This is a genomic window from Hallerella succinigenes (genome assembly GCF_002797675.1).
Classification (GTDB): Bacteria; Fibrobacterota; Fibrobacteria; order Fibrobacterales; family Fibrobacteraceae; genus Hallerella; species Hallerella succinigenes.
This window is the reverse complement of record NZ_PGEX01000001.1, coordinates 2,046,857-2,070,284: the sequence shown is the minus strand read 5'-3', so window position 1 is coordinate 2,070,284 and position 23,428 is coordinate 2,046,857. Positions and strand designations below refer to the sequence as shown.

Annotated in this window: 37 protein-coding genes; 17 read left to right on the top strand and 20 right to left on the bottom strand. The window is 46.3% G+C overall.

The window, feature by feature from the left end; genetic code table 11:
• Positions 1–7 precede the first annotated feature (7 nt).
• Complete coding sequence (locus tag BGX16_RS09525) at positions 8–277, top strand: hypothetical protein (RefSeq protein WP_100425813.1); 270 nt, start codon at positions 8–10, stop codon at positions 275–277.
• A 173-nt stretch (positions 278–450) separates the two neighbouring features.
• Here the strand turns inward: BGX16_RS09525 and BGX16_RS14660 are convergent, their stop codons facing one another.
• Entirely contained in the window at positions 451–612 is a 162-nt protein-coding gene (locus BGX16_RS14660; RefSeq protein WP_157797970.1) for a hypothetical protein, read from the bottom strand.
• Positions 613–791: 179 nt separating this feature from the next.
• Between BGX16_RS14660 and BGX16_RS09520 the strand changes: the two genes are divergently transcribed.
• The 5 genes from BGX16_RS09520 (at position 792) to BGX16_RS09500 (ending at position 2,271) form a co-directional block, all read left to right on the top strand.
• A complete protein-coding gene (locus BGX16_RS09520; RefSeq protein WP_100425822.1) occupies positions 792–1,046 on the top strand; it encodes a hypothetical protein in 255 nt (84 codons plus the stop codon).
• Complete coding sequence (locus BGX16_RS09515; protein ID WP_100425821.1) at positions 1,025–1,357, top strand: hypothetical protein; 333 nt, start codon at positions 1,025–1,027, stop codon at positions 1,355–1,357. Before BGX16_RS09520 ends, BGX16_RS09515 begins: the two co-directional genes overlap by 22 nt.
• Before the next feature lies 1 nt (position 1,358).
• Complete coding sequence (locus tag BGX16_RS09510; RefSeq protein WP_241899520.1) at positions 1,359–1,631, top strand: hypothetical protein; 273 nt, start codon at positions 1,359–1,361, stop codon at positions 1,629–1,631.
• Between the two features lie 4 nt (positions 1,632–1,635).
• Complete coding sequence (locus BGX16_RS09505; protein ID WP_100425820.1) at positions 1,636–1,875, top strand: hypothetical protein; 240 nt, start codon at positions 1,636–1,638, stop codon at positions 1,873–1,875.
• A gap of 72 nt (positions 1,876–1,947) precedes the next feature.
• Positions 1,948–2,271 (top strand): hypothetical protein, encoded by a 324-nt coding sequence (locus BGX16_RS09500; protein ID WP_100425819.1) that lies wholly within the window; start codon positions 1,948–1,950, stop codon positions 2,269–2,271.
• Positions 2,272–2,635: 364 nt separating this feature from the next.
• Here BGX16_RS09500 and BGX16_RS09490 read toward each other — a convergent pair whose 3' ends face one another.
• The 6 genes from BGX16_RS09490 to BGX16_RS09465 all read right to left on the bottom strand — a co-directional run bounded on the left by BGX16_RS09490 (position 2,636) and on the right by BGX16_RS09465 (position 7,129).
• Positions 2,636–2,962 carry a hypothetical protein gene (locus tag BGX16_RS09490; RefSeq protein ID WP_100425817.1) on the bottom strand — a complete coding sequence of 109 codons (327 nt, stop codon included), beginning with the start codon at positions 2,960–2,962 and terminating at the stop codon, positions 2,636–2,638.
• Positions 2,963–3,249: 287 nt separating this feature from the next.
• Positions 3,250–4,296 (bottom strand): IS630 family transposase, encoded by a 1,047-nt coding sequence (locus tag BGX16_RS09485; RefSeq protein WP_073306514.1) that lies wholly within the window; start codon positions 4,294–4,296, stop codon positions 3,250–3,252.
• Positions 4,297–4,343: 47 nt separating this feature from the next.
• On the bottom strand, positions 4,344–4,703 hold the full coding sequence (locus BGX16_RS09480) for a hypothetical protein (RefSeq protein ID WP_157797969.1): 360 nt from the start codon (positions 4,701–4,703) through the stop codon (positions 4,344–4,346).
• A 49-nt stretch (positions 4,704–4,752) separates the two neighbouring features.
• Positions 4,753–5,925 (bottom strand): hypothetical protein, encoded by a 1,173-nt coding sequence (locus BGX16_RS09475; protein WP_100425815.1) that lies wholly within the window; start codon positions 5,923–5,925, stop codon positions 4,753–4,755.
• Complete coding sequence (locus BGX16_RS09470) at positions 5,925–6,680, bottom strand: hypothetical protein (RefSeq protein ID WP_100425814.1); 756 nt, start codon at positions 6,678–6,680, stop codon at positions 5,925–5,927. Before BGX16_RS09470 ends, BGX16_RS09475 begins: the two co-directional genes overlap by 1 nt.
• A gap of 179 nt (positions 6,681–6,859) precedes the next feature.
• Positions 6,860–7,129, bottom strand: a complete 270-nt coding sequence (locus BGX16_RS09465; protein ID WP_100425813.1) for a hypothetical protein — start codon at positions 7,127–7,129, stop codon at positions 6,860–6,862.
• 227 nt (positions 7,130–7,356) lie between these two features.
• Between BGX16_RS09465 and BGX16_RS09460 the strand changes: the two genes are divergently transcribed.
• From BGX16_RS09460 to BGX16_RS09435, 6 genes are all read left to right on the top strand, one after another.
• The gene (locus BGX16_RS09460) at positions 7,357–7,590 is read left to right on the top strand and encodes a hypothetical protein (protein ID WP_100425812.1); all 234 of its coding nucleotides are present in this window, start codon (positions 7,357–7,359) and stop codon (positions 7,588–7,590) included.
• An 812-nt stretch (positions 7,591–8,402) separates the two neighbouring features.
• Positions 8,403–8,681, top strand: coding sequence for a hypothetical protein (locus BGX16_RS09455; RefSeq protein WP_157797968.1), 279 nt, complete (start codon positions 8,403–8,405; stop codon positions 8,679–8,681).
• 101 nt (positions 8,682–8,782) lie between these two features.
• Positions 8,783–10,135 (top strand): IS5 family transposase, encoded by a 1,353-nt coding sequence (locus tag BGX16_RS09450; RefSeq protein ID WP_198514820.1) that lies wholly within the window; start codon positions 8,783–8,785, stop codon positions 10,133–10,135.
• A gap of 763 nt (positions 10,136–10,898) precedes the next feature.
• Complete coding sequence (locus BGX16_RS09445; RefSeq protein ID WP_100425318.1) at positions 10,899–12,215, top strand: ISL3 family transposase; 1,317 nt, start codon at positions 10,899–10,901, stop codon at positions 12,213–12,215.
• Positions 12,216–12,334: 119 nt separating this feature from the next.
• Positions 12,335–12,523 (top strand): hypothetical protein, encoded by a 189-nt coding sequence (locus BGX16_RS09440; RefSeq protein WP_157797967.1) that lies wholly within the window; start codon positions 12,335–12,337, stop codon positions 12,521–12,523.
• A gap of 61 nt (positions 12,524–12,584) precedes the next feature.
• Positions 12,585–13,034, top strand: a complete 450-nt coding sequence (locus BGX16_RS09435; protein ID WP_100425809.1) for a toxin glutamine deamidase domain-containing protein — start codon at positions 12,585–12,587, stop codon at positions 13,032–13,034.
• On the opposite strand, the gene BGX16_RS09430 is transcribed toward BGX16_RS09435, so the two are convergent.
• The 3 genes from BGX16_RS09430 to BGX16_RS09420 are packed head-to-tail and all read right to left on the bottom strand — an operon-like array spanning position 13,031 to position 13,942.
• Positions 13,031–13,264 carry a lipoate--protein ligase family protein gene (locus tag BGX16_RS09430; protein WP_100425808.1) on the bottom strand — a complete coding sequence of 78 codons (234 nt, stop codon included), beginning with the start codon at positions 13,262–13,264 and terminating at the stop codon, positions 13,031–13,033. The two genes, BGX16_RS09435 and BGX16_RS09430, sit on opposite strands and share 4 nt — an antisense overlap.
• A 59-nt stretch (positions 13,265–13,323) precedes the next feature.
• A complete protein-coding gene (locus BGX16_RS15010) occupies positions 13,324–13,710 on the bottom strand; it encodes a helix-turn-helix transcriptional regulator (protein ID WP_241899519.1) in 387 nt (128 codons plus the stop codon).
• Complete coding sequence (locus BGX16_RS09420; RefSeq protein ID WP_100425807.1) at positions 13,670–13,942, bottom strand: hypothetical protein; 273 nt, start codon at positions 13,940–13,942, stop codon at positions 13,670–13,672. Before BGX16_RS09420 ends, BGX16_RS15010 begins: the two co-directional genes overlap by 41 nt.
• 223 nt (positions 13,943–14,165) lie before the next feature.
• Between BGX16_RS09420 and BGX16_RS09415 the strand changes: the two genes are divergently transcribed.
• Positions 14,166–14,375, top strand: a complete 210-nt coding sequence (locus tag BGX16_RS09415) for a DUF2213 domain-containing protein (protein ID WP_100425806.1) — start codon at positions 14,166–14,168, stop codon at positions 14,373–14,375.
• 229 nt (positions 14,376–14,604) lie between these two features.
• On the opposite strand, the gene BGX16_RS09410 is transcribed toward BGX16_RS09415, so the two are convergent.
• Positions 14,605–14,874, bottom strand: coding sequence for a hypothetical protein (locus BGX16_RS09410; RefSeq protein ID WP_100425805.1), 270 nt, complete (start codon positions 14,872–14,874; stop codon positions 14,605–14,607).
• A gap of 265 nt (positions 14,875–15,139) precedes the next feature.
• On the opposite strand from BGX16_RS09410, the gene BGX16_RS09405 reads away from it, so the two are divergent.
• A complete protein-coding gene (locus BGX16_RS09405) occupies positions 15,140–15,430 on the top strand; it encodes a hypothetical protein (RefSeq protein ID WP_100425804.1) in 291 nt (96 codons plus the stop codon).
• Between the two features lie 111 nt (positions 15,431–15,541).
• Positions 15,542–15,787 carry a hypothetical protein gene (locus BGX16_RS14655; protein WP_157797966.1) on the top strand — a complete coding sequence of 82 codons (246 nt, stop codon included), beginning with the start codon at positions 15,542–15,544 and terminating at the stop codon, positions 15,785–15,787.
• On the opposite strand, the gene BGX16_RS09400 is transcribed toward BGX16_RS14655, so the two are convergent.
• The 5 genes from BGX16_RS09400 to BGX16_RS14650 form a co-directional block, all read right to left on the bottom strand.
• Positions 15,788–16,021, bottom strand: a complete 234-nt coding sequence (locus BGX16_RS09400; protein WP_100425734.1) for a DUF7675 family protein — start codon at positions 16,019–16,021, stop codon at positions 15,788–15,790. It abuts the gene before it with no gap.
• Positions 16,022–16,074: 53 nt separating this feature from the next.
• Positions 16,075–16,308 (bottom strand): PepSY domain-containing protein, encoded by a 234-nt coding sequence (locus BGX16_RS09395; RefSeq protein WP_100425803.1) that lies wholly within the window; start codon positions 16,306–16,308, stop codon positions 16,075–16,077.
• A gap of 650 nt (positions 16,309–16,958) precedes the next feature.
• The gene (tet(40), locus tag BGX16_RS09390) at positions 16,959–18,179 is read right to left on the bottom strand and encodes a tetracycline efflux MFS transporter Tet(40) (protein WP_100426818.1); all 1,221 of its coding nucleotides are present in this window, start codon (positions 18,177–18,179) and stop codon (positions 16,959–16,961) included.
• Between the two features lie 50 nt (positions 18,180–18,229).
• Complete coding sequence (gene tet(O) / locus BGX16_RS09385) at positions 18,230–20,149, bottom strand: tetracycline resistance ribosomal protection protein Tet(O) (protein WP_100425802.1); 1,920 nt, start codon at positions 20,147–20,149, stop codon at positions 18,230–18,232.
• A 203-nt stretch (positions 20,150–20,352) separates the two neighbouring features.
• On the bottom strand, positions 20,353–20,451 hold the full coding sequence (locus BGX16_RS14650; protein WP_157797965.1) for a PspC domain-containing protein: 99 nt from the start codon (positions 20,449–20,451) through the stop codon (positions 20,353–20,355).
• 169 nt (positions 20,452–20,620) lie between these two features.
• Between BGX16_RS14650 and BGX16_RS15260 the strand changes: the two genes are divergently transcribed.
• Positions 20,621–20,962, top strand: a complete 342-nt coding sequence (locus BGX16_RS15260; RefSeq protein ID WP_157797964.1) for a retropepsin-like aspartic protease — start codon at positions 20,621–20,623, stop codon at positions 20,960–20,962.
• A gap of 111 nt (positions 20,963–21,073) precedes the next feature.
• On the top strand, positions 21,074–21,322 hold the full coding sequence (locus tag BGX16_RS09375; protein ID WP_157797963.1) for a hypothetical protein: 249 nt from the start codon (positions 21,074–21,076) through the stop codon (positions 21,320–21,322).
• A 4-nt stretch (positions 21,323–21,326) separates the two neighbouring features.
• Here the strand turns inward: BGX16_RS09375 and BGX16_RS09370 are convergent, their stop codons facing one another.
• The 4 genes from BGX16_RS09370 to BGX16_RS09355 form a co-directional block, all read right to left on the bottom strand.
• On the bottom strand, positions 21,327–21,533 hold the full coding sequence (locus BGX16_RS09370) for a hypothetical protein (RefSeq protein ID WP_100425799.1): 207 nt from the start codon (positions 21,531–21,533) through the stop codon (positions 21,327–21,329).
• Between the two features lie 95 nt (positions 21,534–21,628).
• Complete coding sequence (cas2, locus tag BGX16_RS15255) at positions 21,629–21,883, bottom strand: CRISPR-associated endonuclease Cas2 (protein ID WP_420866602.1); 255 nt, start codon at positions 21,881–21,883, stop codon at positions 21,629–21,631.
• Between the two features lie 44 nt (positions 21,884–21,927).
• A complete protein-coding gene (gene cas1, locus BGX16_RS09360; RefSeq protein ID WP_100425797.1) occupies positions 21,928–22,824 on the bottom strand; it encodes a type II CRISPR-associated endonuclease Cas1 in 897 nt (298 codons plus the stop codon).
• 133 nt (positions 22,825–22,957) lie between these two features.
• Positions 22,958–23,323, bottom strand: a complete 366-nt coding sequence (locus tag BGX16_RS09355; protein ID WP_100425796.1) for a hypothetical protein — start codon at positions 23,321–23,323, stop codon at positions 22,958–22,960.
• Positions 23,324–23,428 lie beyond the last annotated feature (105 nt).

Here is a 23,428-nt window from a genome sequence, read left to right as displayed (position 1 = left end):
TTTGATTATGGCTGAACAGAAAAAAGAATTCTTCTGGAAATACGAAAGCGTCCTTGACCACGACATAACGCCGGAACAGTTCAAGGCAGTTACCGGCTTTGACTGGGAAAGGCGCTTCGAATACCTCCAAAGCGTCGTCAACAGCCCCTATGCTGGATGCAGGGATATTGTTGAATTGTATGGAGGTTTGCACAGTCGCCCAAGAAACAACAATAAGTGCAAGCACTATTCCGAACTCGCAGCAAAGGCCCCAATGATTATGGATTACTGCGACTAAGGAAAGATATAAAATCATTGGAATCTTTACAATTTTCAAAAGTAGACATGACTTCATCCAATGACTTTTTTGTTCCGCTGTTTTTTCTGAAAAAGTCATAAAGGACTGAATCAAGTTCGTCATACCGACCATTTAGCAGTTTGTCCCTAAATTCAGTAAGAATCTTTGCTTCATCAAGATTTTTCGTTCTTATAAAATCGCGTAACGTCCGAACCCAGTTCCTGTACCCCCCCGCCGTTGTCTAGGACATCCGCCTTGTTGTACACCCTGCCGCCCATGTTGCGTATAAATTCGGCGTAATCGTGGCGGCTCACGAACTGGTTTATCGTCTCCATCGCCGTCCGCTTGAAGTTTTACCTCATCTCGTAAAGAGCCCTTATAAGACAGAAGAATCCCTCCCCGAAAAGCGGGATTCCTTTTTTCCGGAAAGAGAGCCAACGGGGCTTGGATATATTTTTTTGAAAAATCTTGAAAGTGTATTGACAATGTCAAAAATATAATATATATTATCGGCATGAACGTTAGAATCGGCGACCACGCGAAAGGACACATGGCTAAATGCTCCATTTCAGAGCAGGATGTACGGGACCTCTTTGACGAGAAGATTCCCGTGGTCAAGGCGGAACAGTCCAAGGAATACGAGGACTGCATCGAAATCCTGGCCGTCCTTTCCGGGCAGTTCTGCAAGGTGGTCTATTCCTACGTTACCAACACCGTGACAACCGCTTTCAAGCTGAGGGACAACCAATGGAAAAAGCTGACGAAATAGAACTTGATGCCGCCGAAAAGGCAGCGTACTTCGAGAACCGCTCCGAGGCAGAGGAACTTGCAGACCACGAGTGGGCCGTTAGGAACGGACTGTCTTTCAGCGGTCCGGGCGCCTTGCAGAATGCGATTGCAGCAGCCAAGGAACGAGCCGCCGATAGCCGGAAGAGGATGGTCTCGCTCCGTATGGACTGCGAAGACATCGACGGGATAAAGGCCAAGGCCGCACGCATGGGCGTTAACTACCAGACGCTCATCAACAGCCTGGTGCACCGCTACCTCAACGGTACCGTGTCGTTCTCCGAGGCGTTCTAGGATGTTCGAGGACGACGCGGCCGTGCCGTTCGACGACCTCGAAGAAGGGCTGGAGCTTTCCGGATTCTTTGCGCCCCAGAAGATGAACCCCATCGGGCGTATCTTTTGGCTTTTCCCGGAGCTGAACGCGACCGCTTTCGCTCGCAGGCTGAACATACCGCAACCGCTTTTCGCCGCATACGTGAACGGATCGAAGAAGCCGTCCGCCGCTCGCCGAAAGATGATAAGCGACGAACTGCACCGTATCGGGCGCGAGCTTGCGGGGGCCGTGTAACGCTATGGGCATCGACGATCTTATCCGCATGAGCCGTGCCGAAGACCTGGACGTTGACGAAATGGACATGGAGTACGGTTTCTGCCAGTGCAAGAACCGGAAGACGGACGAAACGGTCTGGGTGGCGGAGATGGATGACGGTGGTTGGGTCCTTTTCAGGTCGTTCGAACCGGGGACACCTGCGTTCCCATTGAAGGACTTGCGGTGCAAAACCATTTCCGAAGTGTACGGGCTGTTTCGGTAGGAGGCTGATTTAATGCTCTGGAAGGTTGCCGACAACTGGTTCAGAAAACGCCGTAATTTCCGGCGATGCAGAATGAAGTCCATGCGCTTTGCTGGTGGCGTGCGCAAGCGGTGTATAGGCTGGCAATTCCGCAATTCACCGCTTGACGAGTTCTTCTACGAGTTCGGGGATCCGTCGCTAAAGTTTCATGGCTTTGTCGAAATTGACGACGAAAATTTCCAGTATTTGAGCGTCAGTGTGAACGGTTTCGACGAGGTCGCAGAAATTTGCGATGTCTTCGAGAAGTACTCCGACAAGGTAGCTGGCGAACCGTCGACAACGCCGTGGAAGGCCGAATTGCTTGAAAAGGGCCGAAAACTGCTGGAAAAATTCAGAGACCGCAACTACGAGCCGTGAGGCGTTCTAGCGTGTCGAAGCGCGGTGGTTTTTCTTTTGCGTCTAGGTGCGTTTCTGCGGCCTTTTTGGGTGCAAGGGGTATTCTCGTACCACTTGGTGCAAAAACGACCATTAGGCGCGCTCTGCGCCGTTTTTAAGCGTCTGTGAATATTTTCCAGTACGCTTTCCGTTTTACCTCATCTCGTAAAGAGCCCTTATAAGACAAACCGACGTAAAGGGCGGATCGTCCGGCATTTCGCTCATCGAACATGTCCACAAAACCACCAATGGAATGACGGATAAGGCTCAGATGGTTATACCTCAATAAGGCGACAATTTGCCATGGAACAAGAAAGGCGGCCATTCGTGGCCGTCTTTTGAATATTCAGGGGAATTTATAGAGGGATTCAGCCTTTTTCTTTTCTTCCCATTTCGAAAGTTTCGGTGGCGGTTGCTGGCGTTGCCTTGCAATTTCGGCCGTATCCCTGAGCGCTTTGCGATAGCCCCAGATGACGAAAATCAGGAATGCAAGAGGAAGTAAACCTATAAGTAGAGTAGGATCTCCACACACAATTGCAAGCAACGGGGACAGCGCCATAAGAAGAATGGCCAAAACAAACGGCCAAAAGACGTAAGTAATGTACACGATTGCACAGACCCAATCACTTTCAGTCCAACCACTTTCAGTGAACTGATTATTTTCGTTTCCCATGGCGTCACCTCCTCGTCATCAATCTAAACAAAAATCCCCGCTTCCGGTCTAGTTTTTGTTTTCCCTCATCTCGTAAAGAGCCCTTATAAGACTTAACTTGTCTTGCTCTACTGTTTGCTAACTCTGTTTAAAACTGGATTAGCTTTTATGGCGTCATACGTCATCAGGGTTACGTCCATTTGCTTTCTGCTTCTTTAGGTACATTTCAAGTTTCTTTTCTATTCATGTTTGTTCCTTTGGTTAATGTTCGTGTTATTATTGCTCCGGCGGATATATTTTTTACATAGTCATGCTGCATAAGAGACATGCTTGTCGCCAAAATACTTGATTACTCGTTCAGGGCTGTTGCTCACCATTTTCATGTGGGATTCCGCATGGGAGCGTAGCTTTTCGCGAGTCCGAGCCGGTGCGTTGGAAGATATTTCGTGTTTCAGGTCGGCATTAAGACGTTCGTCAGGATTCAGCTCGGGACTGTAGCTGGGCAGGTAGAATACGCTTATCTTGTCCGTGTTCGCTTCAAGCCATTCCTTTACCGGCTTGCTGTGGTGAACCCTCAGGTTGTCCATCACGAGAAACACTTTCTTCCCTTTCCCGTCTGCATACACATCCTTCACCAGAGCCGTCATGAAGTCGATGAGCTTCGTCGCGTCGAACGCCCCGTCAATCATCATCCAGTGGCACTTCCCGCGATTGTTCACCGCCGATATCATGGAAAAGCGCTCCCTGCATCCGGGAGCCTTCACGACCGGGGTCTGCCCGCAGGGGGCGTAGCTGCGGCCACGGACATCCGTGTTCACGATGGCGGTCTCGTCCGCCCAGTGGATTTCCGCATTCTCGCATACCGCATCGGCCTTTATTTTCGGGTATTCCTCTTCGAGCCACTTCTTCACCGCTTCGGGGTTTTGCTCGTACGCGCGGACAATCGGTTTTTGCGGGGTGAAGTTCCATCTTTTGAGGTAGTCGCCGACCGTTCTCTTGGCCAGCTTCACTCCAAATTTGCTGCGGACAAGCTCCGCAACCGCTTCGCGGGTCCAGAGGGCGAACTTGAACTTGAGCTGTTCGGGACGCTTGTCCCGGATTAGTTTCTGTATCTCGGATTCTTGATTGGCGGAAAGGAGCCTTTTTTCCCTTTCCTTGCGGCCCCTTGTCTTCGGCTTGAGCGCATTCATCCCGCCTTTCTCGTAAAGCGATAGAACTGCATCCACCATGGGGCGGCTCACGCCGCAGGTCTCTGCGATCTTGCTTTTCTTGAATCCCGCCTTCTTCATTTTTACGATTGTCTTCCGTTTTTCGAGAAGGCTCTGGACATTCTTTCTTGCATCATCTTTTTCCATGATGCAAATATAGTAAACTTTGCTTGTTTTGTAAAGTATTTATCTGCCTAATCTATACTAGGCACATAGTATTCTGCCAACTCCATGTTGTGATGATACATCAGATGCATCTTCTTGTCATCCTTCAGGTACGAGATACATTCGGCAGATTCCTTTAACACCGCGTAATAGAACCATAGAGAGATATCTTCGAAGTGGAATTGAGAGATATCCTCGAAGTGGCAGAATCCGTTGCCCTTGCCTACTTCGGAAGCGACATATTTCTTTGTCTTAGGTCCATGTATGTCTTTCATGACGTCCTTGCATGCCATGAGCAGAGAGTCATATTCGTACTTTGTTAGGGTCTTGTTGAAATTGGACTTGATGCCAGCGGCGATATTTTCAGCCATGAGTTTTGCATTTGTCATTGTTTGTATCTCCTTTAAGTTTTGTTTTACCTCATCTCGTAAAGAGCCCTTATAAGACATCACCTACCGTGTTATAGTTGTGCCCAATGAATAACTTGGCAAAACTTGAAAGCGCGTCGTTCATGATTCCTACCGCTTCCTGCAACGCCTTCTTCTGTCGGAGAATCTGCACTTCCGGTCCGTTAATGTTGAACAGGCGGGACAGCAAGGCGGAACCCCTGCTCATTCCTGGAATGGCGCTTGCCACTGCGAGCGTGCCTAGCTCATTCACTGCACCGCCTCCAAGACCGATGAGAGCATTCTTGGAAGCGTCCTTTGCTGACGTTCCAAAATCCTCGCCGTTGAAGATGTACTCGTTCGCTCCCGTGAGCGCACCCGCCAATGAAGGCATAAGGAGTCCGGTAAGCTTTTCGACGGCGCTTGCGGACTTCAACGCCGGAGTGACTCGGATAGCACCGGCCAATGCGGAAGGCGTGCGGGCCACTGCCCCGACTCCAGGCATGAACCCGAGGGCTGAAACAGCCGCATCCGCTCCTATCTGCAAGCGTGTAGGCGTTTCACCTTCCTTGAGCGTGCGCATCGTGGAAGGAAGGAAAAATTCCGCGAGTGCGGACTTTACCGGGTTTTCCTCGATGTACTTCTCCGCAGAAGCCATTGCGGAGCGCTTGCGTGCAAATTCGCTTGCATCGTTGCGAATATCCGCAAAGTTCTTTGCGCGGAGCCAGTCCGAGAAGTCCGCCTCGTCCCATTCGCCGTTCGCCACCTTTTGCTTGGCTTCGTCTTCCGTTATGTTGCCGTCACGGAGGAACTTTGAGAAATACTTCTTCGCGATAGGGTCTTTCGTATAGAGTCCCGCATTTACAGCAAGTTCATAAAGGTCGTCGGGGTCGCCACGGTCATAGTATTCGTTTCCGTCCTTGTCCACTTTCAGACCCGTCACGATGCTTGCGATTTTCCCGCGGAAGGCGTCGAGCTGTTCCTGCGTCGGTGCGTCCTTTCCACCATTTACTTTTGTATAAAGCCCTGCCCAGTCAAGGCCGTTCACGAGCTGTGCGTTCTCGCCGGAAGTCTTCCCGCCCTTGGTCGCGGAGGCTTTCACGTCGAGCGAACGCCTGTATTCGTCAGCTTCCGCGCGGACTTTCGGGTATTCGCTCATGTAGATTTCCTTCGCTTTTCCATCCTTTTCGAGCTCGATAAATTCCCTGTATTCCGCTTCTGTCATTACTTGCCTCCGAAAACTTCGTTCGCTATCGCCTTTGCTTCTTCTTCCGAAAGTCTTCCCTTGAACTTGGAAATGTCATCGAGGAAACCCATTCGTAAGTAAGAGTTGTCCTTTCTCTTTTCCGCCTCTTCCTTGAGTTTATTCACGTCCGCGTCGTGTCGTTCCTTGGCAGCGGAGTAGAACTGGACGCCTGACTTCTTGCCGGCTTCGATAGTTTCTGTTATAGTTGTGCCCAATGAATAACTTGACAAAACCTTTTTCCAAATGGAAAGCGATGCCTTAACCTTTCCATGGCAACTATAGTCTTTTTTATCATCTACATCGCCTATCCAACCGCTTTGGCATGGCAAATCTAGCAATTTCACGCCCACCCCTAGATATGGTTTCATTCCGTAAGTTCTACCTTTCTCAATATGATATGTATAATAAATCATATCATCAATAAATTCAGCAGACGCATATAGTGTGTCATTATCATGCGCTGGAATAGAAGTTTTCCAAGACGCACTGGTTTCGATTGGCTTAGCCGCATTCAAATCGGTTTGAACCAAAATATCGCCGAACTTTGAAATAATAGTTACCTTTTTATTTTGGTCAATGTAAATTGCCTTTTCATCACCGAAAGACGTGAGCAGGGCATTTGACATTTCAGTATTATTTGTCGTAGTAATAGTTAATGGAGTAGAGTCATTCGCTTCGTTGCAGCCCATCATAAGGATAGCGAAAATCGCAAGAATTGTAAGTTTTGTATTCATAAAATTCCTTTGGTTAATTGTTAGGTTTTACCTCATCTCGTAAAGAGCCCTTATAAGACACGAACTTGATTCAGTCCTTTATGACTTTTTCAGAAAAAACAGCGGAACAAAAAAGTCATTGGATGAAGTCATGTCTACTTTTGAAAATTGTAAAGATTCCAATGATTTTATATCTTTCCTTAGTCGCAGTAATCCATAATCATTGGGGCCTTTGCTGCGAGTTCGGAATAGTGCTTGCACTTATTGTTGTTTCTTGGGCGACTGTGCAAACCTCCATACAATTCAACAATATCCCTGCATCCAGCATAGGGGCTGTTGACGACGCTTTGGAGGTATTCGAAGCGCCTTTCCCAGTCAAAGCCGGTAACTGCCTTGAACTGTTCCGGCGTTATGTCGTGGTCAAGGACGCTTTCGTATTTCCAGAAGAATTCTTTTTTCTGTTCAGCCATAATCAAACCTACATATCACCAGTATACCTTTTTCCACTGAGAAAATCAACAAACGAACCCTTGTTTTCCCCATGAAATCAACAAAAAATTGTTCCGACGGTCAATTTCTATTCTTCAAGTTTTACCTCATCTCGTAAAGAGCCCTTATAAGACTTTAGGCAAAAGAGTCATCTTTTTATTGCTTGTAACAATCGAATTGTTTATTTTTACAAGGAGAGGAATTTGTTATGAGCCCTGATTTAAAAAAAGCGATCGACATCGTATATGACCACATGAAGGGGTTTTCGATCAAGGCCGTCGCGGAAAATGACGAACGGTACGTCTTTGCAATTCGTTGCTCCAATGGTTCAATTCCCATCTTGGGGACTATCCCTGCAGTAATTAAAAAGACCCTACAATGGAAGCCTTACACGGTGTACGACAAAATTCCTGAATCCAAAACGATTTGCGTTTTGAAGTAAGTTCTCATTTTACGAAGTCAGTGATATTTGCGGACGGTTTGAAATCGTCCGTTTTTGTTATGCGAATAGAATCCAGCTTTATTTCCGAAAGGGCAAAAACCTTTACCGTTCCGGTTTGCGGATCTATGTATTTCGGCGATCCATTTTTCACATCGGCGATGATTACGTGACCAACTGATAAAAAAGGATTGTCATTCCTTGTAAAATACCGGAGAACAATTTTACCTCATCTCGTAAAGAGCCCTTATAAGACTTATGAGTCCGCGGCTTCCGGAAAAGCCACTGACAGCAACGCTTCCGTAAAAACGGCACACGAAAGGCACATCCGGATACCGCTTTTTTACCGACAAAATTTTATAAAATTATTGTGTAGAGCACAAAAATAATGTATATTACAGATGACTTCGGAAACGAAGCCATGAGTTCGGAAACGAGCTAACTGGTCGGGGCTACGGCCCGGGCCGCCAGGGTTTTCCAAGTTTTCTCGCCGGAAAAACTTGGATTTTTTATTTTATATCATTGAAATCCGTAACGACTATTTTTTCCCCAAGAATCAAGATTAATTTTCCAGTTCTGTTTCTTACGTGTTTCCGTAACTTTCCGAATACACGCTGGATATCGAAATCGTCCCCTTCTAATCGCAGAACCACGTTGTCCGTCTGTTCCAAGGCATCATTAAATCGGTGTTCAATCTTTGAAAATTTGACCTGCTTGAAATCGTAAAATTTTACCTCATCTCGTAAAGAGCCCTTATAAGACACGAAGAGAAACTAGCCAAGGCAAGAGCGAGCGGACTGTATACCGAAAGGGAATTGGCAGAAATGTGGCCTGTGTTCTTGGCTGACAAGAATAATTTAATTATTAACAGAGAAAAACAGAACAGGCATATTGTTGGTACAAAGGAATACGAAATAATTTTAGAGAACAATAAAAAAGGTGTTGGAGAAAGAAAAAATAGACCAGCGCTGCAGTGTTTCTTTGATTCCGATTTTGACCCATTTGCGGAATACGAAAAACTTGTTGGTACAGGAATTTTGTTTGATGTGAATGGAGAAAAAAGAGAAATAATTAAATATATAGTCGTCCCTTAAAATCCCGCCCAGCCCGCATAACTATTGGGAAAAACTGATTTCTACCCTGTGAAAATATTGCAAGGTTTTCTAAAATATGATTGAAAACCTTGCAATTTTTTATGTACAGACCGCCAAAATCCCACGCACAGACAAGCCTTTTCTGTTCCCTTGAGGAGCAGTTGAACCACAAGCATTCCCTCTACGTTCTCGCGAACAAGATTGACTGGAACAAGTTCGAGACCGAGTTTTCGAAACGGTTTGACGACAAAATGGGTGCGCCGAACAAGCCGATCCGTCTCATGACCGGGCTCATCATCCTGAAGCACATCCGCAACGTATCGGACGAGTCCGTCGTGGAGCAGTTTCAGGAAAACGCCTATTACCAGTATTTTTGCGGAGAACGGTTCTTCTCGACGGAGCAACCCTGCGACCCGAGCGAACTTGTTCACTTCCGGCACATGATTGGCGAAGCGGGCATGGACATGATCCTCAAGGAAAGTATCCTCGTCAACGATGACCACGATAAACAAGGACCGACAGGATGCGGCACGGTCTTTCTTGACACGACCGTGCAGGAAAAGAACATCACGTTCCCTACAGACGCCAAACTTGCGAACAAGATAATAGAACAGGTACAGAGGATCGTGGAAGAGCATGATCTTCCGCAAAGACAGTCCTACAAGAGAACCTTGAAGAAGGTCCATCGTGACCAGCGTTTCCGCAATCACCCGAAGAACGGCAAGAAGGCTCACAAGGCAGATCGCAGGCTGAAGACAATCGCGGGACGGCTCGTCCGTGAATTAGAGCGAAATCTCGCCAGCAAGAACTTGTTGAACACGTACAAAGAAAAAATCGAGCTTTTCAAAAAAGTTCTGGCACAGAAGAAATGCGACAAGGACAAGGTCTATTCGCTTCACGAACCCGAAGTAAAATGCATCGGCAAGGGCAAGGAACACAAGAAATACGAGTTCGGCAACAAGGTGTCAATCGCCCGGAGCTACAGCGGCATCATTGTCGGCGCGGTCTCGTTCCGGGACGAGTATGACGGACATACGATAGACGATACGCTTGACCATGTTGAACAAATGCTTGGATTCAGGCCGAGCCAGGCCGCATGCGACCGAGGCTACCGCGGACAAAAGGAATCCGGAACGACAAAGATCGTGATACCGGACGTCCCGAAGAAAAACGCGACTTACTACCAGAAGGAAAAGGCTCACAAGCTTTTTTGCAAGAGGGCAGGCATCGAGCCTATCAACGGCCACCTGAAAAGCGACCACCGTATGGGTAGAAATTTCTACAAGGGAATCTTTGGCGACATGCTCAATGCAAAGCTTGCAGCAGCGGCGTTCAACTTCAAGAGGGCCATGAGGCGCTTTTTTGTCCTGTTGGAATGGCTATACTGTTGCTTCCTTTGCCGGGAAGGGGTGAATAAAAACGGCGAACCTCCTTATCCTGCGCTCGCGAAGTGACTTTTTAAGGGTCAACTATATAAGGCCAGTCGGTTTCGCAGGGTGGGACTCTTTAGTCCGAACAAATATTATCGGAATTAGGCATTCAAATACAGGAGGTCATTTGTTCCCTGTTCACCCTAATAAGTATCAAAAGACAATTAAAATGTTGATGGATACAAAAAATCTCGGTAGCACCCATGGTCCGGCATCTATACCGGTATGTTGCTTTCCGAGACATATACAATATACATTCTTTTCATTCTCCAGTCTATAAGTTTACAAGTAAAAAATCGTCCTGTAAAAAATCGCAAAATTCGCAAAATTTACAATTTTACCTCATCTCGTAAAGAGCCCTTATAAGACGGTGATATGGCTAAAATATCTGAATATGCAGAACGGAATAGGGACGAGTTCTTTGCTGAAATATACGCAATGTTCGCCCGTGGGGATACCACTTTGCCGAATTATTTAGTAGATTATGTACGGAAGGTGAAAAATGATACCGTTCTTCAAAAATAAAGGATCCCTCGAAGCCTTGGAAAAGGCGTATAAATCAGGTTTTGTGAAAAATCTGAAGTTTCAAAGGGTGTTCTTGAAGACTTGATAAATTACGATAAATCTTTTTTCTTTTTTTACAAAAAACATGAGTTTAAGTGGCTCTTCATCAACATGTGTGGGTGGCTTCGCCACCCTTTTTTTGTTGACTTTCGCCTAAATCAAACAAAAAAAAATGGGCTATTTTCTAAAATTTAATCGCCAAAAAAAACAGAAGAAAAAGCCCATGTCAAAATTATACAAATCCATCTTCAATGTCAACGGCTGTTCAGTCGTCAAGCAGGAGCAAACCGACACCACGGTCACCATCACGGTAAGACTCACCAAGGGCAACGCCAGCAGGTGCGGCTGTTGTGGGCGAAAAGGGAAGCTCTACGACAACGGCCGGGAACAGAGGGTATGGCGGACGCTCGATCTCGGCACGAAGATGGGCTTCATCAGGATGGACACCTACAGGGTGAAGTGCAAGAAATGCGGCGTAAAAACGGTGAAGGTGCCGTGGGCAAGCCACAGGTCAGGCTTCACCGACGCCTTCGAGCAGCAGGTCGCATGGGCCGTATGCAGCATGTCGAAAAAGGCTGTCGCAAAGCAGCTACGCATCGCCTGGAATACCGTGGGGGAAATTGCCGACCGCGTATGGGATCGCCTGGACACAAGGCCGATCAAGGCAGGCTGCATCTTCAGGCGCATAGGCATCGACGAGACCAGCTACAAGAAAGGGCACAAGTACATAACGGTGGTAGTGGATCACGACAGGCGCTGCGTGATCTGGGTCCACGAGGGCTACGGGAAGGAGGTGCTGGACCTCTTCATGAGGGAACTCAGCGAAGAGCAGCGCAAGGGCGTGGAGCTTGTGACTTGTGACGGAGCCAAGTGGATAAGGTCAAGCATCGAGGAGTTCCTGCCCAATGCCGAACGGTGCGTGGACAGCTTCCATGTCGTACAGTGGGCGACAGAAGCCCTGGACAAGGTCCGTGTGGAAGCCTGGAAGGAGGCCCGCAAGGAAAACCGCAATCAGAAACGGGGCCGAGGCAGGCCCACGAAGGATAGCGTCCCGAAGGACCGCACCGCGGAGGGGATAAAGAACTCCAGGTACGCTCTGGGCAAGGCTCCAGAGAACCTTAACGAAAGCCAGCAGAGAAAAATAGAACTCATAGCAAGCCGCTATCCGCGTCTCTACAGGGCATACCAGCTCAAGGAGGAACTGCGCATCATCCTGAAGATGGGCTATGACGATGCCAGGGAAAATCTGGACAGGTGGCTGTGGCGTGCAAGCCACTCACGCATCGGCTCAGTCAAGGATCTGTACGCAAAGATCAAGCGTAACTACGACGGAATCCTCAACACAATCAGGCTGGGCGTGTCAAACGCAAGGATCGAGGCGACGAACAACAAGATAAAGCTACTGATACGGACTGCCTATGGCTTCAGGAACATGAACAACATGCTGTCGCTGATAATGTTGAGCTGTTCCTATGTCGATGTAAAGATAGCCTACGAATGGGAATCGGAATCGAGAGAATCATCTAGCAAGGCTGCCTAAATGCTACCACACATATTGATGATGCCTCGTTTAAGTTTATAGAATAGATTTTTACAAGAATTTCCGTTTTCCGGCTCCCATTTCTCGTGGGAGCCTATTTTTTTGCCATGTCCGCGATAATGAAACTCGTCAAGAAGCTGGAAGCCATGGAGAACCGCGCAAGGCGGCTCTCGTTCAAGGAAGTGGTCGTCGGATGGGCGGACGACGCGAAGGAGCCGTCCAAGGACGGGAAGCCCGGGGCGAGCCTCGCCACGGTCGCCAAGACGCTCTGCTACGGGCGCGAGGGCGGATTTTACCTCATCTCGTAAAGAGCCCTTATAAGACCTAGAACTCGCCAACGCAAACGCCCAAAGGAATGCGAAGGGGTATTTGACGCTAGAATGGGATAATAATTGCCAACGCTCCGTGATTGCATACGAGGCTAGGCGTCGCGGTTACGATGTTCATGCTGCACAATCTTTTGAAAACGACATTTTGGCTTTAGCTAATGACCCGGACTTGTGGACGCTTGCCTTCAAGGGGGCGAAGATGGTCAGGGTAGAAGGGTACCACCCGAAAAGCATAGAGGCAAATATTGCGCATGCGTTGAAGGAATACAGTCCCGGTTCAAGGGTGGTTGTTAGGTACGAAGGAAAAAATGGTTATGAAGGTCACGTGTTTATTGGTGAGAATATCGGCGGTCGCGTGTTCTTTATAGACCCACAAACTAACGAATTTTACGGGACGGAAGTATTCAGCGGGCAAAAGAAGAACTCGTTTGCTTACACACGTATAGATACGCTTCGTTTCACGGACAAGATTAATTTTGCTGTAGATTAGATGTCAATTTTTTTAAAATTCATCAACAAATTGCGGTGCTTCACGAGATGGAGACCATACATACTTCCGTCATTTTTGTCGACAACTGGAGTGCCGCCTGTAATGAGGTTGTGTCCATCTTCGGATTGTCGAGCAAAGGAGTAGAAATCCTTATGTTCTCGTATCCATAGAACCCGCGTTTTTGGGTAACGCTTCCTGAAGATTTCGAGTGCCTGCTGCGGTGTAATCATATGTTCCTCCAGGGAAAATTCTGTTCAGCCACAATCAAACCTCCATATCCGAATATAGGTTATTTTTCCTTGTAGAACATCTCGTAGGACGTGCCAAGGGCATCCGCAAGCCTCATCGCCATCTGCATGGTGATTGGGCGCGTTCCGCGTTCAAGCGGGTTGTAGTTCTGGAACGCAATCCCCAATTTCTTTGCCAAATCCTTCTGCGTGAGTCCAGCGGCGGTCCGCATGATCTTTAGCGTCCTTGCCGGAGTGTCCCTGGATTCCATTTCCTTGTACCAGTCTGTGCTCGATATCTCGATTCTATCGTCGCCGTCCTCAACCTTCGCTGTCGGGTAAACTTCGCGGACTATCCCCAGAAGCCATTCCGGGATTCGTTCGCCTTCGACCTTGAACGAGACGGCCTCAGTGTTTCGCGTACGGGGCTTTTCCACGGCTACCAGCATAGGTGACCTCCACTTCGATTCCTTTGACTGTTTCGTACCAACACGCGACCCAGTCCCTAGACAGGTGGCAGTGGTGCGTATGTGTCCCCGTGAGTATTCCGTAATGTGGCCAGTTGAAACGTACGGGGCCGTTCAGCTGGATGTCCTTTACTAGACGGTAGAAGATTTCCTGCTGTTCTTGGGGCATCTTTTCAACGGATTTCTTCACTCGGCTTGTATAAAAGACCTTCATAATCCAAATATACCTTAATTTTTTCAAAAGTTAATTATTTTTGATTATTCTTAATTATTTGAATTGTGCATATCTTACAAAATGCTGTCCTTATGCCTTTTATACCATTTTTCGCTACAAAAGACAAATCCGTATTCTTTGGGCTTTAAACTTTTTAAGCGTCTTTTAGCGTGTTTTAGGCGATTGACAACATCGTGACCGCACGTGCCTATATTATGCACGTATGGCAATTCTTAAAGATTCCAGCATTTTTGAACCGCAGCTGTTGCGCAGGACCCCGGAGGGCTACCTCACCGGGCGAATCCGCGTGACATGCGCGGGCGTGTTCCGCTACCTCGGCGAGGACGGAAAGACGATCGTGCGCGTGCTGCGCCCCGAATCTGAGGTGGGCGCGCCCGAATCCGTCATCACGGCGTTTTACCCCATCTCGTAAAGAGCCCTTATAAGACTCTACGGGAATTTATCAAGGCGAAAGGGATAGACGAAAGTAATGCGCTTGCTCACTTTAGGGATAAGCTGTTAAACGGAAAATATGATGAACTTGATACTGTCCTGTATGATTTCTTCAAGAAACATAGCGGAACCACAAAAAGCCTTGATGAAGTTCTTGGGGCTTTAGAATCTATGAGAGACCATGACGATTTTATAAAGTTTCTTGGCCCTTAATCACACCTGTCATAAACCATAGGTGCTTTAGCTGCTAGTGCCGAATACTTATTGCATACATCCTCGTTTCTAGGCCTTCCATATCGGCCACCATACAAAAGGCAAATGTCAGATGCTCCAGCATAGGGGCTATTGACGACGCTTTGGAGGTATTCGAAGCGCCTTTCCCAGCTACATCCTGTAATAGCCTTGAACTGTTCCGGAGTTATGTCGTGGTCAAGGACGCTTTCGTATTTCCAGAAGAATTCTTTTTTCTGTTCAGCCATAATCAAACCTACATATCACCAATATACATTTTTCCACTGAGAAAAGTCGGATTCCTCTTTAGTCCTTTTTAAGCGTCTTTTAGCGTGTTTTAGGCGATTGACAACATCGTGACCGTACGTGCCTATATTATGCACGTATGGCAATTCTTAAAGATTCCAGCATTTTTGAACCGCAGCTGTTGCGCAGGACACCGGAGGGCTACCTCACCGGGCGAAGTTTTACCTCATCTCGTAAAGAGCCCTTATAAGACAAAAGAACGAAAGTTTGGAGAAGTTGTTATATTCGAATGTGAATTGGAGGCTTGACATGCCGTACACGATGGATGAACTTGATGAATTCTTGCGTAAGGACGAGGACGAAATCCGTCGTTCTGTAGAGCGCGTCAGAAAAAATCCTGTCAAGCTTAAACCGGACCTCAAGGATTTCTTGGACCCGGACCTTTTCCGTCTTCATGCTATGTCTTACAATCGTCACAATCAAAATCGAGACAGCATAAAAATTGACTGGGAATTCCGAGACAAAAGGTTCGAGGAGTTCCTCGGCGACAACTACTGATTTTTAGTTTTACCTCATCTCGTAAAGAGCCCTTATAAGACAAAGGAGTATTATTTCTTTACAGGCCGACACGCAGCCATTGTTAGAAAAAGGAGCGGTATCGTAGAGTATTTGGAGTTGCAAAGACGTATACCGGAGAATAATGGCTTTAAGACATTTACAATTTCAGATCGTTTCTTAAAGGAACGTTTTGGTTGTCAAAAAACAATGAGCACTTATGGTATTAAATTAGAACAGCAAGCGTATCTGGCGAATATAGAAACTATAGCGAATAACTATGAATTTCAAAAAATGATGGGATTTATTAACACTCGTCCCGAAAGTCAGATGAAAGGTATCGATGGTGATGTAAAATGATTATCGACCGTTATTAAAAAATGAGGCCCAGAAAGGTTCTTCTTTTTCAAAGATAGCCTTTTCTTCCTTCGAAAAATTCTGGGGATAATCCTTATAGAGAAATAGAACTTTTTTTTTGTCAAATGAAACAGCTAGCCAACCGTCCATATCCGGAAAATCGACGCGATACATCTTGTCCGTGTCATTTTCCTTGTAAAATGAAAATTTTTCCTTTATGTTTTCTACAAGTTCCATAAGTTTTACCTCATCTCGTAAAGAGCCCTTATAAGACTTAAGTTTGCTGTAGATTAGATGTCAATCTTTTTATAATTGTTGAGTGCTTCACGGTCTTTGACAATGTGTACACCGTACATGCTTCCGTCTTTTTTATCTACAACAGGGATTCCGCCTGTAATATACGAGTGACCGTCTTCGGAACGCCTTTCGAAGGAATAGAAATCACTATGCTCACGAATCCATAGAACACGCGTTTTAGGGAAACGCTTTTTGAAGATTTCAAGTGCTTGCTGCGGTGTAATCATATGTTCCTCCAGGGAAAATTCTGTTCAGCCACAATCAAACCTCCGTATCCGAATATAGGTTAGTTTTACCTCATCTCGTAAAGAGCCCTTATAAGACCTTCAATCTTGGACTTCTAGCAAAGAGCCTTAATCTTCTTTTCGTAGTCCTTCTTGAAATCCTTGGATGTCATAATTGCCTTTGCATCAAGACCGGTACCGTGCTGGGCAAAGTAGGTCTTAAACTTGGCTGCAATAGCATGTCCAACATAACCTGCACATACTTCCTGTAGAAGTCCAAGACCATTAGAACCTTCAAAAAGACCTGCGTTTTACCTCATCTCGTAAAGAGCCCTTATAAGACGCAAGCCCTGTTCCCAGCTCTGCTCGTTGCACCGTTCCTTTAAGTCTTTAAGGTCGTGCTTACTCAGAGGGTAATTTAGGGTATAACAAAATAACCCACCCGAATATCGTTTTTTTTATTTGGTGAGTTTGTTCTTTCAAATACGAAACAAATGCTCATGTACGGTAAAGTATCACAAGAAAATTATGTCGAATTGACAGCCGCCTCCGCTATACCGAATAAGGAAATAAAGAGTCCTCAAATTTTGCGCTACTAAATGAAGACGAGCGGAAGTAATCTCCCGCTCGTCAGTAAACTTAACTATGCCATATCAATCCCGCTTCTTTCCCGCCACCGGCACTAAGAACAGCGCGGGCAACAGCAGGAAAGCGGTACAGACCAGCCCCCAGGGTATGGACACCTGCTGGGCTACCAGCCCCACAATAGGCCCGCCGATGATCTGCCCGAAAGAGTCCAGCTGTCCGCTGGTGGAAAAGACTGTGGCGCGCATTTTCTCATCCACATGGTCGTTCATCCAGGCGGCCAGCACAGGCTCCTTGATGGTGCGCATAAGCCCCGCCAGCAGGAACACCAACAACATGAACCAAAAGCTCCGCCCCACCGCGAAGAGAACCAGGCACAGGATATACCCGGCGCTGGTGGACATGACCACACTGGTTCGGCTGACAGTCCCTTTTTTCTCCATGCGGGCGATGAGCAACTGAGAAGCCAGAATACCTAAGCCGCTGCCGATAAGACTGATAACACCGAACCAAGTGACGCTGTTCAGCGGCCCGATAACGGGTATTACCGTGTCATCCAGAAAATGAGCGGTGGAGAGCCGGTCAAAGCCTTCACTGGCAAGTCCCCCGCATAGTGTGATTGCTAAGAGCGCCAGCAACACAGGTGAGCCTTTCACAAAGCCCAGGTTGAGCTTGAACAGGCAGACAAAGTCTTTAAGCAAGCCCTGCCGTTCCTCAATAGCAGGGGAGAAGTTGGTTTCTGGCATGATGCGAACCAACACCAGCCCCAACAACAAGCACAAACTGCCCCCCAAGATGACAGGCATTTGCAGGTTTATGTTTCCCAGCAGTGTGCCCAGCACCACGCCCAGAACGCCGCCGATTTGCCCCATTTGACTGCCCCGCAGGAACACCTTGTCTATGGGTTTGTCCTCTTCCTCCGAGGCAATCCACGCCTCCAGAGCGCCGGTGATGAAGGTATCACCGCAACCCCAGACAACCTGGGCCAGCAGAACCGGCGCGAACCACGGTAGCGCACCCTCCATCAGAAAGCCCAGGCCGTAGAGGAACATTCCAATCAGCACCGAGCGCCGACGGCTATACAAATCCGCCACCACACCGGTGGGTATCTCGAACAGAAAGCAGGAGGTCTCCAGAACCGTCCCTACCAGGACAAGCTGGAAAGCATCCAGCTGCACCACCTCCAGGTGGTACACGATGGAAAGCACTGTGGACATAGAAACCGCCAGGGAAAAGACAAATCGGATCAGCAGGTAGACAGAATATGCCTTTGAATTTTTAGCAAACATGAAGTCACATTCTCCTTTCAAATCTCATTTTATATGACTTTTGCAAGCTGTTAAGCTAACTTGTGGAACATATGCCGAACCTTATCTATACGGCTATTCGGGCGGCGGGGTTGGCAAATAAATTTACCAATAGCTGGCTGGTATCCTTTTAACTCTGTCAAGCAGACTCCCTGCCCATTTGTGAAATAAGTTAAATCGTTCCTGTATTCTTGAATACATCTAGCAGGGATTTCTCCTTTCAGAATGACCTCGTCATTCTTTATCTGAGTACTTACAATATCTGCACAATACCTTGGAGCATCATGATACGCCCGTGAGAGATATTCCTGCGGTGCATAAATTTCAAAGTGGAGATATGGCTCTAATAGTTCTGTCCCTGCTTTTTTTAAAGCCTGCTCCAATACGATAGGGGAAAGCAGCCGAAAGTCTGCGGGGGTACTTACAGGACTATAATACAATCCATATTCAAAACAGATTTTACAGTCTGTCACTTTCCATCCATACAGCCCCTGCTCGCAGCCATAAAGAACCCCCTCCATAACCGCATTTTGGAACGATTGATTTAAATATCCAAGTGAAACTCTGCTTTCATACTGCACTCCGCTTCCAATAGGGAGCGGCTCTATGGACAACCCGACAGAAGCCCAGAAAGGATTTGGCGGGACTTCTATGTGGATGGTATATTCTGCTTTTCTAAGCGGTCTTTCCATATATATAACAGTAGGCTCTTTTATTTCTGCCTCCACATGATATTTTTCCTCAAGGATGGCACAAATGACTTCCATCTGCAAATTCCCCAAAAAAGAAAGTATAATCTCATGCGTTGTAGTATCCACATAATATTTTAAAAGAGGGTCGCCATCTGAAATTTCTGTAAGTGCCCCAAGCAATATTTCCCGCTGTTCAGGTTTCTTTACTGCAATCGTTGTTTGGAGCATAGGGAGAGGATTTTCAATAAATTTTCTCTGCGGCAACAGTATTTCGTTCCCCAAAATACTGTTTAGCTGCAAAACATCATTTGGTAAAATTACAATATCACCAGAGCAGGCTGTATCGGATGAATATAATTCACCGTTTGTCGGAACATACATCTCTGTGATTTTTATTTTCTCTTTTTCAGATATTCTAATAACATCCCTCAAATGCAATGTTCCGCTATATATACGCACATAAACAAAACGCCGCCTTTTCTCTGAATATTCAATCTTAAAAACCTGCCCGCATAGTTCAGATTGACCTTCAGGCGTTGATGAATAAAATTTACTGGCAATTACTTCTATAAGCTGCCGAATCCCCAGATTGTTTTTAGCGCTTCCGTGATAAACGGGAAATAACGTTCCGTTTTGGAATCTCCTGTTTTCTTCCTGTTCCAGTTCTGACATTTTAAACGGTTTCCCTGACATATATTTCTCTAATAGTTCATCGTTTCCCATAATTACCGCATCCCACTGTTCCATATCGTCATTGTCCGTTACATTTATATGGGGATGCTGCCCAACCTTTTGCTTCACTATAATTTCCGAAGAAAGCTTTGCTTTCATTTCCCGATATACCATTGGCAAATCAATCCCCTCTTGGTCAATTTTATTGATGAAAAAAATTGTCGGAATCTTCATTATCTGTAGTGCATGAAACAGTATACGGGTCTGTGCCTGTATGCCATCCTTTGCAGAAACTAATAATACTGCTCCGTCTAATACGGATAAAGAACGGTATACTTCCGCCAAAAAATCCATATGGCCTGGCGTATCTATAATGTTGACTTTTACATCCTCCCACTGAAAAGATGTCACTGCTGTCTGGATAGTGATTCCCCTTTGACGCTCCAAATTCATTGTATCTGTCCTTGTTGTGCCTTCATCTACGCTCCCTAGTTCTGCAATTGCACCACTGGTATACAATAAACTTTCCGTTAATGTTGTCTTTCCTGCGTCAACGTGAGCCAGAATGCCTAAGTTAATTATTTTCATGTGATTTTCATCCTATCAACACCCAAAAAAGGGCATAAAAATACCAAGTGATAAATACTCCTATCACTGGGTAAATAACTCCAATAGCCCCAAAACACTTATATGTTTTCGGGCATATAAAATTACATGATAAAAGTATTCTTAAACTGGGTACAAAAAACTAAGCCCCATATTAAAGTTTTACCTCATCTCGTAAAGAGCCCTTATAAGACAACACGAAGCACCCATAAAAAAAGTGTTTTTTTCCCTGCAATTCCAGAACAAACACCAGCAACTAATCGTTTTGACGCATTGCGTTTCATTTGAGAGCTCCATTTTTAAGATTTTTTACACAAATGTAAACAAAAAAAAAAAAACATTGTCAAGTGTTTTTGCGTTTTTCGGCCGTTTTTTGCTATAAGTTTTACCTCATCTCGTAAAGAGCCCTTATAAGACAATCTTGATACGAACCTGCTTTGCTCGCCGTGTTTGGTGTACGACCCGCTGACAGGCAATAGCTGCCACGCAAAAGCCATTTGGGACACCGGGGCAACGCTTTCGTGCATTTCGCCAACTATAGCTAAAACGTTGAACTTGTCCGCCGTAGGAACAACGACAAACCATACGGCAAACGGATCGACAGCATCAAACAAGCATATTGTAGATATTGCGATTGGAAACATTCGGTTTCAAAAAATCGCAGTGACTTCTCCACCTCTTCCAGATGATTTCGTTCTAATCGGGATGGACCTGATTGGGCTTGGCAAATTCACCGTTCAAAATATGAATGAGAACGGAGAAGTAAAAAAGGTTCTTACACTCGAATTGCCTTAAATTTTGTAATATGCGAGCCTGTTCATGCAGTCTCTCGAAAATGCAGAGAGGCTGGTCTGTGGATGAAAATGCGAAATGTCGCCCGGCGGGCGACCACGGCTAGGAGGAAAAATGGTATTTTATGGAAAACGGAGGTTGATTATGGTTTTCTTTGGAAACTACTTTGAAAAGGAAAAAGCGCAAGTTTTTACATTAGAACCTACGGGACGTCTATGCCTTGATTATCCCGGCAACAAAGACACCCTCGTTTTAAAAAAGGGGATTAGTGAGAATGAGCTATTCCAACTGGCCAAAGAGGGGTTCGAAAAATTCAAAACCGCATTCGAAAAACTCGATTTGCCGCCGGATGTTTTATTGTAGCCATTTAATGTTTTTTAAGTGATTCATCAACATCGGGAGCCTTGTCCGCACCAAGCTTTATCATGTCCTCCCATTCCTTTAACGGTCCAGACAAATACGTTTGTAAAAATTTTCGTCCAAATTCGCTTTCAATCAAAGTACCAAAATGTGTAAAGCTTTCCGCGCCAATGGTTTTTGAATTCCAATACGATTTGCTGTGCCCATAACCCAAAGTTTTACCTCATCTCGTAAAGAGCCCTTATAAGACCTACTTTTGAATATACCTTATTTTATGCGGGTTCACCAGCGGTTTGACGTTGAAAAAAATCAGAAAAATTGGATGGAATCTTGACTTTTGGGCCATTTTTTCGGAGCCCTGGTGCTGCCGAAATGGCTGTAGATTTCCAGGAATTCCCTGTCAGTGACGCTCAGTAGGCAGACCGTGGAGCGGGGTTCGATTAAATTGGCGATTCGTCGTCGGTGCGTCCTGCCGTTGTCCGCAGTGGAGCAATAGCGGACGTACATTCCACGCTGGACTCTGCTGAATCCCTCCTTTTCAAGTGCGACCACAAACCGATTCATGTTTTGGCGCCCACTTTTGCAGTGCCTTGGAAAATCAAAAATCGCTACGACCCACATGACACCCTCGGATAGGCGATGTTCTTTGTTTCGCCCATAAAAAATTTAGCGACGGAGGCGGTGGTGTAAGTGAGGCATGTTCCGAGCTGCACCATCTGTTCCCCGAAGGGAATGTTGGTGTAGAACAGCTCCAGAAAAGATGCCTTGACTTCCTTGTCCAACTTTTTCTTTTTGGTCGCGTGTAATTTGTACGCAATCTGATCGATGAAGGGGCGGTAGGGCTCCATAATGTCGTCTGCCAGTGGGAATGCGTCGTAATAGTTCCGGTGGAAAATGCCGAGGGAGGGCAGTAGCCCACTTGCCATTAGGGCGCGTGCCGTTGCGGCTCGCAGGAGCGTGTAGCCGTAATTCAAAAAGTCGTTGGGATGCTCGCCGAACCTGTCGCGGATGAACTCTTTGCCGAAAAGTTCCCTCCAGTAGCATTGCGCGGCAAGTCCTTCACGGTTGCTGGAGTCCCCGCTAAGGACTCCAGTGGCGTATTTCAGGAGCTTGTCGTGTTTTTTGCCAAGGGACTTTAGGTGCAGCGCCTGGTTCTTGATTTTTGCCTCCACGACATTTTTCCACATCTGCTTTTTTAGCGGTAGGGGTGCGTCCAGTTGCAGGCGGAAGTATTTCTCTTGCAGGGTGTTTGCGTCCAGGTTCATGAGCATGGATGACGGCATATGCTTTTCGTTGCAGAATACGACGGCGACATTCTGCTCTGCCAGTTTGCCGATGAGCGGCGTGGTGAGCGATGCCGAATGATTGTCGATGAGGATGATGGCGATATCCTCGATAGCTCTGAGGGTGACGTTGTTGGGATCGTCCTTGTAGGCGATTTTGAGCATGAAATTTTGCACCGAAAGCTGGACGGGGCTTTCGAATACGAGAGTCTGTTTGGGCATGTTTCTCCTTTTGTTGTGTGTATTTGTGTATTAAGGAGCATGAAGTTGACAAATTACAAACCCAGAATATTTTGTCAGAAAATTTTCCAAATCTGCAACAAGGGTATATTTATCCAGCTTCATGGATACCTTCCTAGGCGAAATCAATATCACGATTATACTTCAGCGCAATATCAAACATCTTTATCATTTTATCACAAGCCGTTTTGGTTTCGGGATGATTTTTTGCAAAAGCGATGGTCATTTCCTTTGCCTTTTGAACACGCCTCGCCTCCATGGTAGACGATTCTCCTGCATCTATGAAAACATCACAGGGCTTTATCATGGAAAGAAGAAGTTCATCGATAGAATAATATTCCTTGGCAGACAAAGTCATTGTAGCGTAATGTTCAGTTTCCTCCTCAGCTTCTACATCGGCTCCTGAATCGAGGTATTCTTGCCCAATGGCATCTTTTGCTATTTCCATATACAATACGGTCGTATCTTCCATTTCGTTCATAGCTTACTCCTTGGTTAAAGTTCCTTCAGCTTTTTGATTCTAAAATGAGTTGCAAGTTCATATTCTTTGTTAGTTCGACCACGTATTTTGCCATTTTCTACGATA